This is a genomic window from Sphingobacterium zeae, from assembly GCF_030818895.1.
Classification (GTDB): domain Bacteria; phylum Bacteroidota; class Bacteroidia; order Sphingobacteriales; family Sphingobacteriaceae; genus Sphingobacterium; species Sphingobacterium zeae.
This window is the reverse complement of sequence record NZ_JAUTBA010000001.1, coordinates 3,138,714-3,153,129: the sequence shown is the minus strand read 5'-3', so window position 1 is coordinate 3,153,129 and position 14,416 is coordinate 3,138,714. Positions and strand designations below refer to the sequence as shown.

At 39.9% G+C, this 14,416-nt stretch carries 13 protein-coding genes; 9 read left to right on the top strand and 4 right to left on the bottom strand.

The features are described 5' to 3' along the window. Window positions 1-56: 56 nt before the first annotated feature. The gene (gene metA / locus QE382_RS13200; RefSeq protein ID WP_294188017.1) at window positions 57-998 is read right to left on the bottom strand and encodes a homoserine O-acetyltransferase MetA; all 942 of its coding nucleotides are present in this window, start codon (window positions 996-998) and stop codon (window positions 57-59) included. A 247-nt stretch (window positions 999-1,245) separates the two neighbouring features. Here metA and acnA point away from each other — a divergent pair, with 247 nt between their 5' ends. The 3 genes from acnA (at window position 1,246) to QE382_RS13185 (ending at window position 6,409) form a co-directional block, all read left to right on the top strand. After that, window positions 1,246-4,020 carry an aconitate hydratase AcnA gene (gene acnA, locus QE382_RS13195; RefSeq protein ID WP_307186300.1) on the top strand — a complete coding sequence of 925 codons (2,775 nt, stop codon included), beginning with the start codon at window positions 1,246-1,248 and terminating at the stop codon, window positions 4,018-4,020. A gap of 280 nt (window positions 4,021-4,300) precedes the next feature. Further along, entirely contained in the window at window positions 4,301-4,885 is a 585-nt protein-coding gene (locus QE382_RS13190; protein ID WP_307186299.1) for a pentapeptide repeat-containing protein, read from the top strand. A 138-nt stretch (window positions 4,886-5,023) separates the two neighbouring features. After that, window positions 5,024-6,409, top strand: coding sequence for a WG repeat-containing protein (locus tag QE382_RS13185; RefSeq protein ID WP_307186298.1), 1,386 nt, complete (start codon window positions 5,024-5,026; stop codon window positions 6,407-6,409). Between the two features lie 83 nt (window positions 6,410-6,492). Here QE382_RS13185 and QE382_RS13180 read toward each other — a convergent pair whose 3' ends face one another. Continuing rightward, window positions 6,493-7,362 (bottom strand): DUF808 domain-containing protein, encoded by an 870-nt coding sequence (locus QE382_RS13180; RefSeq protein WP_307186297.1) that lies wholly within the window; start codon window positions 7,360-7,362, stop codon window positions 6,493-6,495. A gap of 134 nt (window positions 7,363-7,496) precedes the next feature. Between QE382_RS13180 and QE382_RS13175 the strand changes: the two genes are divergently transcribed. The 4 genes from QE382_RS13175 to QE382_RS13160 all read left to right on the top strand — a co-directional run bounded on the left by QE382_RS13175 (window position 7,497) and on the right by QE382_RS13160 (window position 10,069). Next, window positions 7,497-7,673, top strand: coding sequence for a DUF4256 domain-containing protein (locus QE382_RS13175; RefSeq protein ID WP_307186296.1), 177 nt, complete (start codon window positions 7,497-7,499; stop codon window positions 7,671-7,673). Next, window positions 7,597-8,055 (top strand): DUF4256 domain-containing protein, encoded by a 459-nt coding sequence (locus QE382_RS13170; RefSeq protein WP_307186295.1) that lies wholly within the window; start codon window positions 7,597-7,599, stop codon window positions 8,053-8,055. The genes QE382_RS13175 and QE382_RS13170 overlap by 77 nt, the downstream gene beginning before the upstream one ends. Before the next feature lie 165 nt (window positions 8,056-8,220). Then, on the top strand, window positions 8,221-8,679 hold the full coding sequence (locus QE382_RS13165; protein WP_307186294.1) for a GyrI-like domain-containing protein: 459 nt from the start codon (window positions 8,221-8,223) through the stop codon (window positions 8,677-8,679). 94 nt (window positions 8,680-8,773) lie between these two features. Then, window positions 8,774-10,069 carry a chloride channel protein gene (locus tag QE382_RS13160; protein WP_307186293.1) on the top strand — a complete coding sequence of 432 codons (1,296 nt, stop codon included), beginning with the start codon at window positions 8,774-8,776 and terminating at the stop codon, window positions 10,067-10,069. Between the two features lie 81 nt (window positions 10,070-10,150). On the opposite strand, the gene QE382_RS13155 is transcribed toward QE382_RS13160, so the two are convergent. Both QE382_RS13155 and QE382_RS13150 read right to left on the bottom strand, forming a co-directional pair. After that, a complete protein-coding gene (locus tag QE382_RS13155) occupies window positions 10,151-11,572 on the bottom strand; it encodes an RtcB family protein (RefSeq protein WP_307186292.1) in 1,422 nt (473 codons plus the stop codon). 102 nt (window positions 11,573-11,674) lie between these two features. Continuing rightward, window positions 11,675-12,769, bottom strand: coding sequence for a slipin family protein (locus QE382_RS13150; protein WP_307186291.1), 1,095 nt, complete (start codon window positions 12,767-12,769; stop codon window positions 11,675-11,677). 154 nt (window positions 12,770-12,923) lie between these two features. Between QE382_RS13150 and QE382_RS13145 the strand changes: the two genes are divergently transcribed. After that, window positions 12,924-13,208 carry a hypothetical protein gene (locus tag QE382_RS13145; protein WP_307186290.1) on the top strand — a complete coding sequence of 95 codons (285 nt, stop codon included), beginning with the start codon at window positions 12,924-12,926 and terminating at the stop codon, window positions 13,206-13,208. 575 nt (window positions 13,209-13,783) lie between these two features. Next, on the top strand, window positions 13,784-14,371 hold the full coding sequence (locus QE382_RS13140; protein WP_307186289.1) for a hypothetical protein: 588 nt from the start codon (window positions 13,784-13,786) through the stop codon (window positions 14,369-14,371). Window positions 14,372-14,416 lie beyond the last annotated feature (45 nt).

Here is a 14,416-nt window from a genome sequence, read left to right as displayed (position 1 = left end):
TAAGAAAAGTTATGCTATTGTCGATGCAACAAATAAGTTTCAAAAAGCAACTCAGATTATCCCTGTTTGATTTCCCCCAAATGGATAACATCTTTCAGGTCAAAAGGTGTTTCTTGATAAACGAAGTAATTCAACCAATTATTGAACAACAGATTTGCATGGCTTGTCCAGCGAACCAAAGGGCGATTTTCAGGATTATCATCGATATAATAATTGACCGGCATTGCAATCTGCTGACCTTTTTCCAAATCTCGTTTATATTCTTCGTCCAATGTAAAAGGTGCATATTCCGAGTGTCCAGTCAAATAAAACTCTCGCCCCCCACGGGATGAAGCGATAGCAATACCCGCTTCCGGAGATTCTGAAAGAATTTCCAAACCATCCTTCGTTAAAAGATCATCCTTTTCAACAGTCGTGTGGCGGCTATGGGGGATATAGAATTCATCATCAAACCCCCGGAACAAAGGGTGTCTTTTATCTAAAGCGGTATGCTTAAATACACCAAAAAGTTTCTCCCTTAACGGCTTCTTCTCTACCTCATAAAAATGATATAGTGCTGCTTGGGAAGCCCAGCAGATATACAAGCTGGAGGTAACATGCGTTCTCGCCCAATCAAAGATCGTCTTGATTTCATTCCAATAGGTCACCTCCTCAAAAGCAACCATTTCAACCGGAGCACCCGTAATGATCATTCCATCGTAGAAGTTTTCCTTTACCTCAGTCAGACTCTTATAAAACATTTCCAAGTGCTCTTCTGGTGTGTTCTTGGAGACATGTGTTTCAAGTCGTAAAAACTCCATTTCCACCTGCAAGGGATTATTGGACAGCAAACGGATAAAATCTGTTTCAGTGGTAATTTTAAGAGGCATTAAATTAAGTACTAAAACACGTAGTGGTCTAATATCTTGCTCATTTGCTCTTAAATCGCTCATGACAAATATATTTTCTTTTTTCAGCAGCTCAATAGCAGGAAGGTTATTAGGAAGTTTGACGGGCATAGATAATTTCTCCTTATACAATTAGCATGCAATATTAGCAAGAAAATGCCGAAAATACTAAATGAAACATAAATTATCTTCCATTACCTTGCTATCTTTAATAATCCTAGCATCTATCCAAAGTCTGATTCTAGCGGTGCCGAAAAAACAATAAACTTTTTACATAAACTAGGTAAAGAGATGTGTGTAAAAGATATTACAAACAAATTTGGGCCTATGCGTATTATATACTAATAAAAATACGTAGATGAATATGAGCAAAGAGAAATCAATACGCGAAATTGAAATTAACGGAAGATCTTACCATTACAGTTCCATTAAGGACCTTCCGGAAGGTAGCATCAATCGCTTACCTTTTAGCATTCGTATATTATTGGAGAATGTTTTGCGTAACCACGATGGATTCAGTATCACGAATGATCATGTTAATACACTGATCAACTGGTCGCCCCAGCCTGTAGATAAAGATATTCCCTTCAAACCGGCCCGGATTTTAATGCAAGATTTTACAGGAGTACCTGCAGTGGTCGATATGGCATCTTTGCGTGCAGAATTTATCCGTCATGGCAAGGATGGACAGAAGATAAATCCCGCCATACCAGTGGATCTCGTGGTTGACCACTCCGTTCAGGTAGATTACTTTGGCACTGAATATTCTTATGATAAAAATGTCGCGCTGGAATATGAACGTAACCGCGAACGTTATGAACTTCTAAAATGGGCGCAGAAAGGATTAGAAAATTTTACTGTCGTTCCACCCGGTATGGGTATCTGTCACCAGGTCAATTTGGAATATCTAGCCAAAGGCGTTATAGCGCGTGACAATTGGCTTTTTCCAGACACATTAGTAGGGACAGACTCGCACACGCCAATGGTCAATGGTATTGGCGTGTTAGGCTGGGGAGTTGGCGGCATAGAAGCTGAAGCAGCCATGCTGGGACAACCCATCTTTTTCACCTGCCCGGAAGTTATCGGTCTCAAGCTCAGTGGAAAAATACCATGTATGTGCACCGCCACGGATATGGTGCTTTCCATAACAAAAGTGCTACGCGAAAAAGGCGTTGTCGGAAAATTTGTTGAAGTATTTGGAGAGGGATTAGACAGCCTATCGGTAACAGATCGTGCAACAATATCAAATATGTCTCCGGAATTTGGCTGTACGGTTACGTATTTCCCAATTGATGACCGGACCCTCGAATACATGCATAGTACCAATCGAAGTGCTGAACAAATTAAAATTGTCGAAGATTATTGCAAAGACAACCTACTTTGGCGCACGGGTAAGGAGGATATTCAGTATTCGTCGGTGGTAGAGTTCGACTTGTCCAGTCTAGAGCCTACCGTGTCAGGCCCCAAACGTCCTCAAGATAAGATTTTGGTAAAAGATTTAAAAGCTACATTTTCAGCACTGTTAGACAGCGAACACCATCGACAATATGTTCCTGTGCTGCAGCGATCTGAATCAGCATGGCTCGCCGATGGCGGTTCAGGCACAGAGTTTACCTTTGGAAAAGTACCTGTCGACCATGCTTCGCCACATGAAGTTATTCAGGAGTCTATACATGCGGTTCGCATAAAACATAATCATAAGGAGTATATTGTTAGTGATGGTAGTATTGCCATTGCAGCCATCACAAGCTGTACCAACACTTCGAATCCTACCGTCATGATCGGCGCTGGCTTATTGGCTCGAAACGCGATCGAACGCGGACTTCGCACCAAATCTTGGGTAAAAACTTCCTTAGCACCAGGCTCAAAGGTCGTTACGCAATACCTAGAACGATCTGGACTCCAAGCAGACATTGACGCCTTACGTTTTCACACCGTGGGCTATGGTTGTACCTCCTGTATTGGAAACTCAGGCCCCCTCCCGCCCCAAATCGCAGAAGCGGTAGAAAAGGGTGAACTGATTGTCGCCTCAGTATTATCTGGAAATCGAAATTTTGAAGCACGCGTACATCCGCAGGTCAAAATGAATTTTTTGATGTCGCCGATGCTAGTTGTTGCATATGCCCTCGTCGGGAGAGTTGATATCAATCTATTGGAAGAGCCAATTGATTACGACCCCAACGGTGAGCCTGTATATCTTAAAGATATTTGGCCCACTCGGGAAGATATTATGCAAACCGTCAATGCCTGTGTCAAACAGTCAGACTTTCAAGAAGTTTATGATGTGATCTTCGACGGGTCAACAGATTGGCAAGAACTTGAAGTAAATCTTGACCAAAATTACCAATGGGACAACACTTCCACTTACATCAAGGAATCACCTTTTTTCGAAAATTTACAAGCTGTTCCTAACCCGATACAGGATATTAAAAACGCAAGAGTGCTTCTTTATCTCGGCGATTCGGTAACAACGGATCACATCTCTCCTGCAGGCTCATTTAAAGAAGACACGGCAGCGGGACAATACCTCAGTTCACATCAGGTAAGTAAAGAAGATTTTAATTCCTATGGATCCAGACGTGGAAACCACGAGGTCATGATGCGCGGAACATTTGCCAATGTACGTATCAAAAACAAAATCGTCGATCGCGAAGGTGGATTTAGTCGCTATTTTCCGAAGAATGAGGTAAAAACCGTGTATGAAACTGCTATGGATTACCGTAATGACAATACGCCGCTGATTATATTGGCTGGAAAAGAGTACGGTTCGGGCTCTTCAAGAGATTGGGCGGCAAAGGGGACTTTTCTGCTTGGCATCCGGGCCGTAATTGCTGAAAGCTTCGAGCGTATCCATCGAAGCAATCTGGTCGGCATGGGCGTAGCACCACTGGTTTTTATCAATGATGAAAATACAGAGAAATTAGGACTAGATGGAACAGAAGTTTATACTATCACAGGACTGGAAACCGACTTAACACCCCATAAACTGCTCGAGGTAACGGCTGTACATGAAACAGGAAAAGTCACCACATTTCAGGTAAAAGCAAGGCTTGATTCAGCGATCGAAATTGAGTATTTCAAGAATGACGGGATTCTACAATATGTGCTGCGTCAATATTTAAAGAACAACTAACATTGTCCAAATTAGCGCATCAAAATATCTAAAAAAGTAAAGGGCACTGATCAGTGCCCTTTAACTAACTATATAAAAACTTACCAGAGTTCTACAATACTTCAGTCTTATGCCCCAGCAGCCCAAGAATTATGTTTTAATGGCTAAATCAAAAATAGCTATAAAAAATCCCCGTTTTTATCCATGAAATCAGGTATTTTGTGCGCAAGCGGAAATAGCGCCTTTGACTTTATTTTAAAGTAAAATCATTTGGGAGAATTGCTTATTTTCGCTAAAATCAATGCCAACACGATACAGAATGGAAGAACTTGTCGAACAAACAATCACTAAACAGACATTTACAGCTGAACTGAAGCAAGTTCAGGAATTCTACAAATGCACCTTTGAGCAATGTGATTTCCAGGACGCAGAACTCGTAGATCTTCTATTCACAAATTGTGACTTTAAATCATGTAATCTTTCTAATGTAAGTCTAAAGGGCACACAATTAGATCATGTTGTTTTTCATGACTGCAAAATGCTAGGCATACTCTTTAATGAATGTAGTTCATTTTCCTTTCATGCCAATTTCAGCAACTCGGTTCTGGATTACTCCTCTTTTTTTGAAAGAAACCTAAAGAAGTTTCAATTTGAAAACTGCTCTTTGCAACACGTGGATTTTGAACGAGCCAACCTTCAACAGGTGCTGTTTAAAAAAACGAATTTGCTAAATGCCCGTTTTGTACAATGCAATCTCGAAGGCTGCGATTTTCGGTCTTCGATCAATATCGAGCTAGATCCAGAGGCCAATCGTATGAAAAAAAGTAAATTTGGCCCGGAACAACTACCTGGCCTACTACTTAAATATCAGCTGATTATTGATTAAATATGGAAAAGGTCGTTCAGCTTACTCCCAAAATCAATGTATTCAGTTAAAACATGTTGATTTATCGTTAAATAACGGATTTCAGGGATAAAACTCCCCACTTTGGATCAGGATATTTGTCATTCAAAGTTTAATAAGATGAAAAAAATATCCCTATCATTCGCAGCTATCTTAGCGGCCAGCACAATGTCGTTTGCACAGATCAATAAAGCATTCAAGATCAACTATGCCATTACGTATGCTGTCGATCCCAGCGAAAAAGTACAAGCAGCTCCAGTTTCTGTTTACGAAGCGTATGTTAACAATGATAAAATTAAAGTTATATCAGCTTCAGGAGACAGCGAAGAGTCAATCTTTCTCCTTAAAAAAAATGAAGAACAATCCATTATATTGTACCCTGCGCTGGCAAAATACGTCGTTAAAGAAAATGCGCGCAGCCCATATGCGATCAAATTCGTCCCGAACCAGACGAAAATGATTGCCGGTTATCCCTGCAAACTAGCTCAGGTCGAAATGCCAATTTCAGAAGATAATGATGAAAACAGTACCTTGTCGATTTGGTATAGCGATAAATTGCCAGCCACCTATTGGGAGGGATTTGATCTGTTCAAAAAAATCCCCGGGGCGGTGCTGCAGTTAACAACACCTCTTGGAATGGATATGATTGCCCAGAACATCGCCGATAGCCAACTGGACGATAAAGATTTTATCGTTCCTGAGGATTATGAGCAAGTAACATCCATTTATGACGACGAGGATGATTCGGAAGAAATCAATCAGATTGCTGAAAACCTCTATTTATTTGAAGATGCTGCAACTAATCTCCTAGGGGTACAAGACGGTGAAGAAAAAACAATTGTACCAGCACAATACCTATACATCGCACCATTTGTTGGCGATCTTAGTATAGTTCAATATAAAAATGAAAAATATGGTGCCATTAATCTGGCCGGTAAACCAGTCATCCCCTTCCAATACGATTATTTAGGTTACGATGATTACCTTGGACAACTGGTTTTTGGACTAAACGAAAAATATGGGGTCATGGATAAATCCGGCAAAATTTTAATTTCCGCAAATTATGATATGATATCGTTCATTAACGGTGGTTATGCCGTATTTCAGCAGAAAAATAAATATGGTATATTGAATCAGGCGGGCAAAATAATTGTCCCGGCGACCTATAGCTATATTTCTGAAAATAATTCAACGCATTTCATCAGTATCGAAAACGACACGTATAATCTTACTGAAATAAAAACCAATAAAATCGTTGCTCCAGACTACGATTTAATTTCAGTTACAGAAGAACCTAATCTTTTCCTTGCTAGTAAAGATGGAAAATATGGTTATTTAGATGGCCAGGGAAAAGTGGCCATACCATTTATATACAGCGGGGCTACCTCTTTCAGTGATGGTGTAGCTTCTGTCTCATTAGCGGATTCGGACGATGTAATTTTGATTAATACAAAAGGTGAACGTGTAGAAATAGATGCCGCTGCAGAGGCAACAGATACAATTTAAGAACCAGAAACGACAAAAGGCAACAGGTATACCTGCTGCCTTTTTTGTTATACGGTTGCCGATCATCAAAGATCAATAGGTGTTTATTTTTTCTTTTTAAACAGCTTTTTGCCAATCGTAAATAAAATCACCACGATAATACCTCCTCCTAGTCCAAACAACAGCTCTTTTATCATTCCTGGCAGGGCTGGTAGCGCATGGTGTAAAAAATCAATATAATGAGCAAATATCCCACCCGAAACCAAAATTAAAGCAAATGTTCCAACGATGGCCAGTAGTTTGATGACAAACGGCAGTGCACGTACTAAAAATCGGCCTAAACTTGCAATAGGACCCTTCTCACGTGATGTTTTAATCAACTTATATCCCGCATCATCCATCCTAACAATAAGTGCTACAATTCCATAAACTCCAACAGTGGCTAGAAAAGCCACAACCGACACCGTAATGATCTGTAAGGATAAGCTCTTTCCTAAAACTGTTCCTAAGGCGATAATGACAATTTCCACAGAAAGAATGAAATCTGTTGTAATAGCCGATTTGACCTTAGCCTTTTCAGCGGCAACCGAGTCTTCAGCAACTACCACCTCCACTTTACCCTCATCGTTGGTATCCTTTCGATGGAATAGGTATTCCATAATCTTCTCTACCCCTTCGAAAGCAAGATAGAAACCGCCCAAGATTAAAATGTACTTAATAGCGATTGGAAAAAAAACATTCAATAATAAGGCGATTGGAACAATAATCAATTTATTAAGCAGTGATCCCTTGGTAATCGCCCAGAGAACAGGGAGCTCACGCGACGCCAAAAAGCCAGTTGCTTTCTCGGCATTAACTGCTAAATCATCACCTAAGATTCCAGCAGTTTTTTTAGTCGCGATTTTGCTCGCTACTGCCACATCATCCATCAAAGCTGCAATATCATCTAATATTGCAAATATTCCTGAAGCCATATTTATATAAAAATTGAACGTAAAAATATAAATTTAATTCAATTTAGGAGTAAGATATTTAATTCAATACATGCGCGAAGCTTCACAAGTATTGAATTAAATGCTTACTTTTAATTAAACGAGGATAACCATTGATGAAACATTCACTTGCACAAGAGGAGCAGTTATTACTGCTGGAGACTTTAGAAAAAAGATTTAATAAATTTACGAATAGGCATCCACAGATCAGTTGGAATGAGGTTGCTGACAAATTACGTGACAATCCCCAAAAATTGTGGAGCCTCCACCAGATGGAAAAAGAGTGCCGGTGAGCCTGATATCGTTATTATTGATCCAGAAACAAAGGTATATGCCTACGTAGACTGTGCGGAGGAAAGCCCCAAAGGAAGGAGAAGTCTTTGTTTTGACCAAAAGGCCCTAAATGATAGAAAAGAAAACAAGCCTGTTGGAAGTGCATTGGAAGAGGCTAAAAAGATGGGGACTGAGCTCCTTTCTGAAGAACAGTATCGTCAGCTACAGATGTTCGGTGAATTTGATTTGAAAACTTCTAGCTGGATACAAACGCCAGAAGCTATCCGCAAACTTGGTGGCGCTTTATTCTGTGATCGACGCTACAACCGAGTTTTCACGTATCATAATGGAGCCATCTCCTATTACGCAGCACGCGGTTTTCGCACCATACTTTTTCTTTAAATAAAAGCACTCAATTACCAAAAATATAAGGCCTAAAGCAAAACAAATATCAACTCCGCTATTCTTAAATACCCTATACATCCATCGCAAAATAAACGCATTATTTTCTCTTTCGTGACATACAGCTGTCATTCGCTAAGCTAACTTTGAGGAAAACTAAGACTCATGAAAAATAAGACAATTCCTTCATTCAGTATAATTGGACTAGCTGTTCGGACAAGCAATCAAGATGGACAATCAGCTAAGGACATTCCCGAACTTTGGGCCCGCTTTTTTAAAGAAGATGTATTAAACCGTATTCCCAACAAGATATCCAGCGAACTCTATTGTATTTATACAGAATATGAAAGAGATCATACCTTGCCTTATACAACGTTACTGGGCTGCAAAGTAAGAAGTCTTGAAGAAGTGCCGGAAGACATGGACGGTCTTCAGATCGCTGAAAATCAATACCAGCAATTTACGGCAGAAGGAAATCTGGAAGATGGCATTGTCCATCAAACTTGGCAAGAGATCTGGAATTCTGATTTATCAAGAACCTATACAGCAGATTTCGAAAGCTACGGAGAAAAAGCACAGGATCCAGCAAATGCAAAAGTAGATATTTTCATCGGTATCTATTAGGGTGTATATCGTAACAAAACATATGTCATTCAGTATTCCCATTTATTTTAAATTAAATATCGCTTACCTTTGTGCCGATTAAAAAAAGAACATTATGCAAAGGAATACGGCATATAGAAAAAAAGTTGTTCGATATAGCTATTTAAAATTAATTGGAAGTTCAGTATTTGTCAGTATCATTTGTTGCTTATTGGCATACAGTCTCAAGCACAGCACAGGTTATGTACAGGAAGAGTTGTTTGAAAGAGTATCTTCCTGGAATCCTAAACTGTTTATTATTCTACCCAGCATAGGTATTACAGCTATTTACTTCTTACGAAAGCATGCTTTTAAAAATAGAAAAAACAAAGGGATAAAAGAAATCTATACAACTTTGGAAACAAGAAAAGACCATTTGCCTTTTTTTAAAATTCCATCTCACTACATTAACGGTTTTCTGACCGTCATTTTCGGTGGATCGACGGGCGTTGAGGTCTCTACCGTTGTTTCTACCGCGACAGTAGGGAACCAGGCATATAAACGATTACATGCCGCTTGGGCCTATAAAACCGAACTGATCTGCGCCGGTGTAATCGCCGGAGTGACGCTCTTGTTTGGAAGCGCCCTAGGTGGCTTTCTATTTGCTTTTGAAGTCATTGCACGGAAATATAATAAGACTTTGCTCATTAGCGGAATCACTTCCATGGCGGTGGCATATGTATTTGTTTATTACGTTGACGCCAGTCCATTATTTATAGTTGAGGCAAAGGCATGGCAGTGGCAGACAGTCCCCTTTGTCATCCTTTTAGGATTGATTGGCGGGATTTTAGCTTTATATTTTACGAAGATTGTTATTTACGCAAAATCCTATTTTGCAGGTATAAAAAGTAACTTTATACGGGTCAATTTAGGGGCCATCACCGTAGGAATATTTATCTTTTTCCTACCAGCACTTTATGGCGATAGTTATCACGGACTTGGTGAGATTCTAAAAGGCAGTCTCCATGACTCCGTAAATTTGAGCTACTTTCTTCCATTGATTCTGCTTATTCTTCTAAAACCACTAGTAGCATCTTTGACCCTTGGCGCGGGTGGCGATGGTGGTGTTTTTGCGCCAAGCATAGTAACAGGAGCTTTATTAGGCGTTTTGTTTGCGCAGCTTTGCAATCGTTACCTCGGAACACAGTTAATCGTCATTAATTTTGCTCTTTTTGGTGCCGCGGCAATGCTTTCTGCAGCCATACACGCACCTTTTACCGCTATTTTTATTATTGCAAGCCTCGTTCCTTCAGGATATCTATTATTAGTGCCACTACTTATCAGTAGTTCTATAGCAAAAGTATTAGCAAAAAAACTATATCCATATAACGTATACACCTACAAAGAAGTTGCGACGGTCAAACCGATTTAATCGCTCGTTTTGATTGACATAATTGAACAAACTAGCAGTCAAAAATCGCCTAAAACGTATTGTTTAGGCGCTTTTTGACCATTATTCTTCTCGGCTTCCATCGTCTGCCATGCGTACAATCTTTGGAGAAAACTTAGCTACGACATCAACGAGATCCTTTTGCGAAGCCATCACGGCATGAATGTCTTTATAGGCCATTGGCGCTTCATCCATGCCGGCTCCAAGCAGCGTAATACCTTTATCAGTAAGCATCTCTTTGAGGTCATGTGCAGAGAACGTTTTGATTGCTTGTGTACGGCTCATCAGTCGACCTGCCCCATGAGATGCCGATTGTATCGCATTCGACTCCCCTTTTCCACGAACCAAAAATCCTGGTGTAGCCATGGAGCCTGGAATAATCCCCATAACCCCTTTTGCAGCTGGCGTAGCACCTTTTCGATGGACAATAACCTCTTGACCATTCCACGTTTCCTTCCATGCAAAATTGTGGTGATTTTCAACCTTCGCCAACAATTCGGCCCCTAAAGCCACCGTAATCTTTTCATGGATCACTTCATGGCAAGCTGACGCATAGTCGCCGGCGAGATTCATCGCTAGCCAATATTCTTGCCCTTCATGAGTATCTAAGTCTAAATAGGCCAGATTTTCAGCCTGGTAAGGCAACTTACACAAGGATTTAGCCAACTTGGTATAATGTGCCGCAATGGTAGCGCCCATTCCTCTTGAACCTGAATGTGTTAATAAGCCCAAATAAGTTCCGCGTTCAATATTTAAAACCTCATCTTTCTCCTCAAATTCGACGACACCAAATTCCACAAAGTGATTTCCACCACCCGAAGATCCCAATTGTGTCCAGGCTTTATCCTTTAAGGACGAAAGCAAGCTATTCTCGGTAAACAATTTGTTATCTAGTACCCCGTGATCTACACGTTCGTGTCTCAAATATCCATTGCCAGCACCAAACTTACTATTACGCAGAATAACATCTTTGAGCAACATTACATTTTCTTCCAGAAATGAGGCCGGTAAATCGAAGATGGACAACGCCATACGACATCCAATATCTACACCAACTCCATAAGGGATTACCGCATTACTTGTCGCTAATACGCCTCCGATTGGTAATCCGTAGCCTTGATGTGCGTCAGGCATTAATGCACCGGCAACGGCAACAGGTAATTTCATGGCAACATTCATTTGTGCTTTCGCCCCGGTTTCGATTTCAGAAGCGCCATAGATCGCATAATCTACTGGTGTTTCATTCAACACGATTAATGACTTATCAACGGCGTCTTGTCCGAGCATAGCACTGGACAAGATACCAAACACAGCATCTTCTGAATAGCTCATCGGGTCTTCCAAGACAGATCTAAACTTTTCCAACATTTCTTCGCGTGTATAACCGTGTCTTTTACTGTTGATTTTCAACGCAACACCCAACGTATGATTTTCTTTAAATCCTAATGCAATTAAATCATTGCCATTTATTCTTTTATTTTCCATTTTTTACTTTCTTTTTTGATGGAGCAGCCATACAACTTCTCCAAAGCAGGTAACAACATCTCTTTACGTTGCTACCTGCACCTCTTTCAACTTATTAATCTTTTATTTCACAAACAATTGCTTGATTTGGTCAACAATTTGTCCATTTCCGGAAACCGAAATCGTATTGATCTTTTCAGCAATCTTTTCGACATATTCCATTTCCTTCAATTTAAACAACATACTATTTTCTTCCATCAGCTTTGCTGTATTCAACAAACTCCGTGTCGAAGCAGTCTCTTCACGACGCATGATGCTATTTGCCTGTGCCCTCTTCTCTGCAATCAACACCTGGTTCATGATGTCCCGCACATCTCCTGGTAAAATAACATCTTTAACGCCGCAGGTCAACAGTGTTATACCCAAGCCCGCGACTTGTGGCAATGTGTTTTCTAAGACATAGCCTTGTATTTCAGTCTTTCGCTCCATCAACTCGTCCAAAGTCATCTGGCCAATATAGGACCGTAAGGTCAACTGCATCAACGAATACAATTGCTTTTCATATTCTTTATTATCCAATAGCGCTTTAACAATATCCACAATCTGATATTGTAGCGTGAAATTGATTCTGATCTGTGCCTTATCTTTGGACAAGATCTCCTGTCCTACCACCTCCAACGTCAAGACTCTCATATCAGCTTTTGAAATTGCTATGGTTTTCGCATTCTTCCACCAACAATACGTTCCAGACTTCAAAATATCCACAAACACACCGTCTACAAAAAGCAGCGCTTTCTCATTTGGTTCAATCTTATATTGACGTACATAATAGCTTAAGCTTTGCTTCTCCAGCAATTGACGATTAACAGATGTAGGGATCTCAATCTCCGTAATGTCTTCCAATTGAAATCTGCGTTCGCGCAATTCCTTCCAAAAAACATGTCTGCCAGACGCTAACGTCTTTTCAAAATTACCATTCAAAAAAACAAGACAGATTTCCGTATCACCCACTTCAACGATATCGACCAATTCGCGAAAACCTATCAACTGCAACAGTACATCGACATTGCGACCGGAAGGAAATGGATGAGTCGTCGTGTACTTCTCCAGTTTTTCACCAAATCCCAACCAGTAGTTACCGGATTTCAAAACACGGATCACCGCATTGTTCTTAACAACCAATCCGATTTCGTCTGTAGTTAGCTGTACTCTTTTCATTGTATATTCTTTTAAATTCTCCTATTTCTATTATAAAACCTGCTATTTTTTATCCCTTGACCTCAAGCGGGATTCGAAAGTCCTGGTACATTTTTTTTAAATCAAAAGTCGATGAACAAATACCCCATCTTATCGTCATGACCTTTTATGATAAATGCAGATACCTCACTTAGGAATCTCAGGCCATCAATCAATTGCTCAATCGCATGAAAAACAGCGCATAAGCAGGATAAAAGATAGCAAGCTTCTACCAAATGACCTTTTTGAAGAAAGTCTTAACTTTGAATGTCCGAATGGACAGTTCGATGCAATACCCTTATGCTATTCCATCCGAAAATGGAAGTGGGATTCGAACCCACACGATTGTGTTGTTATTCTAACCAGACTGAACTATCCTGATTGCTCAGGAGTAGGAATCGAACCTACGACCAACAACTAAATGCTATGCTCTACCCTTGAGCTACCTTTTTTACAGGAGAGGATTCGAACCTCTAACACAAGCACTTTCCTTTCAACTTCTCGTTTTATCAGTATATTGAACCTCATCGAGAACAATACTAACCTGCTATACTGAAACAGGTGACCAGGATGCCATCTGAAGAAGAAAGGCTCTTTTATACTTCATAATGAAGTAAATATCTTAAAGCTTTTCGCTATAATTTCCATCAAAGAACGTTTGTCACTGTTGACATTACAAATATCGTCGGCTTAATACGCAGGGAGGTTGCGTAACAATAAAAAGAAATAAGAAAATTTATAAAAAAAATATAAAATACTGATATACAGACAATAAAAAATAAATAATTGGTATCAACAAAAATTAAAAGTCCTGAACTACGCCAGATTCATTGCGTCTTTACTCGACACGGTAGACTTACGGCCCGCTGCATTATTTCAAAAAGAATGGAAAATTAGATTTTTTGATGAATATTCTGTTGAATATAGTGGTAATCCGTGATCATGTTATGCAATTTATATCCTAATTTTATTCCAGTTTTAAGACGATATCAAAAAATGAAAAGTTTATATGCAACAATAGGGCTGTTTTGCATGCTAGCAAGCTGTACAAATTCGGCGCAAGACCATAAAAGCGCTACTGCAAATCATCCTGCAAAGGAAATACCATTCAAAGACAGCACAAGGACAGCGAAGCAAGACACGGCAGTAGGTCAGCATCAGCAAGCAGAAGCTTGGTTGAAAGGAATTTTTCAGTGCGAAGGCTCCTCAACTGGAAAATATTGCTACTACCTAGACAAAGAAGATGCGTTATGTACACCGCGATTTCGTGCATTTTTACAAGACGCCAATCAAATTTACGGGCCATCAAACCTCTCTGATGAGGAACTACCCAAGGCCGAGGCAGCTTACAAAGCCAAATGGAGCAAAATCTATCCATTGTATACCCAGGAGACCTGGCTATTTGGACGCGGGAATGATGACGCATTGGATATTCAGGATGTTGAAATTGAAAAAGTATCAGACAGTAAATTTATTGTATTTGTCGATTACGGCCATGATGTAAAAACCAAAAATGAGGTTCAACTGGTACACAACGAAGGTTCCTATAAAATAGATTACTGCAAAACCACTTTCCTACATTAAACGAATGCATCGAAATAAAAAACGCCAATTTTATAAACCATAAAT

Bases quoted from the DNA above. Each gene is read 5' to 3' on its own strand.
- QE382_RS13150 (WP_307186291.1), bottom strand. From the start codon at position 12,769: ATGAAAAGAGTACAGCTAACTACAGACGAAATCGGATTGGTTGTTAAG.
- metA (WP_294188017.1), bottom strand. From the start codon at position 998: ATGCCCGTCAAACTTCCTAATAACCTTCCTGCTATTGAGCTGCTGAAA.
- QE382_RS13175 (WP_307186296.1), top strand. From the start codon at position 7,497: ATGAAACATTCACTTGCACAAGAGGAGCAGTTATTACTGCTGGAGACT.
- QE382_RS13180 (WP_307186297.1), bottom strand. From the start codon at position 7,362: ATGGCTTCAGGAATATTTGCAATATTAGATGATATTGCAGCTTTGATG.
- QE382_RS13190 (WP_307186299.1), top strand. From the start codon at position 4,301: ATGCCAACACGATACAGAATGGAAGAACTTGTCGAACAAACAATCACT.
- QE382_RS13170 (WP_307186295.1), top strand. From the start codon at position 7,597: ATGAGGTTGCTGACAAATTACGTGACAATCCCCAAAAATTGTGGAGCC.
- acnA (WP_307186300.1), top strand. From the start codon at position 1,246: ATGAATATGAGCAAAGAGAAATCAATACGCGAAATTGAAATTAACGGA.
- QE382_RS13160 (WP_307186293.1), top strand. From the start codon at position 8,774: ATGCAAAGGAATACGGCATATAGAAAAAAAGTTGTTCGATATAGCTAT.
- QE382_RS13145 (WP_307186290.1), top strand. From the start codon at position 12,924: ATGCAGATACCTCACTTAGGAATCTCAGGCCATCAATCAATTGCTCAA.
- QE382_RS13165 (WP_307186294.1), top strand. From the start codon at position 8,221: ATGAAAAATAAGACAATTCCTTCATTCAGTATAATTGGACTAGCTGTT.
- QE382_RS13185 (WP_307186298.1), top strand. From the start codon at position 5,024: ATGAAAAAAATATCCCTATCATTCGCAGCTATCTTAGCGGCCAGCACA.
- QE382_RS13155 (WP_307186292.1), bottom strand. From the start codon at position 11,572: ATGGAAAATAAAAGAATAAATGGCAATGATTTAATTGCATTAGGATTT.
- QE382_RS13140 (WP_307186289.1), top strand. From the start codon at position 13,784: ATGAAAAGTTTATATGCAACAATAGGGCTGTTTTGCATGCTAGCAAGC.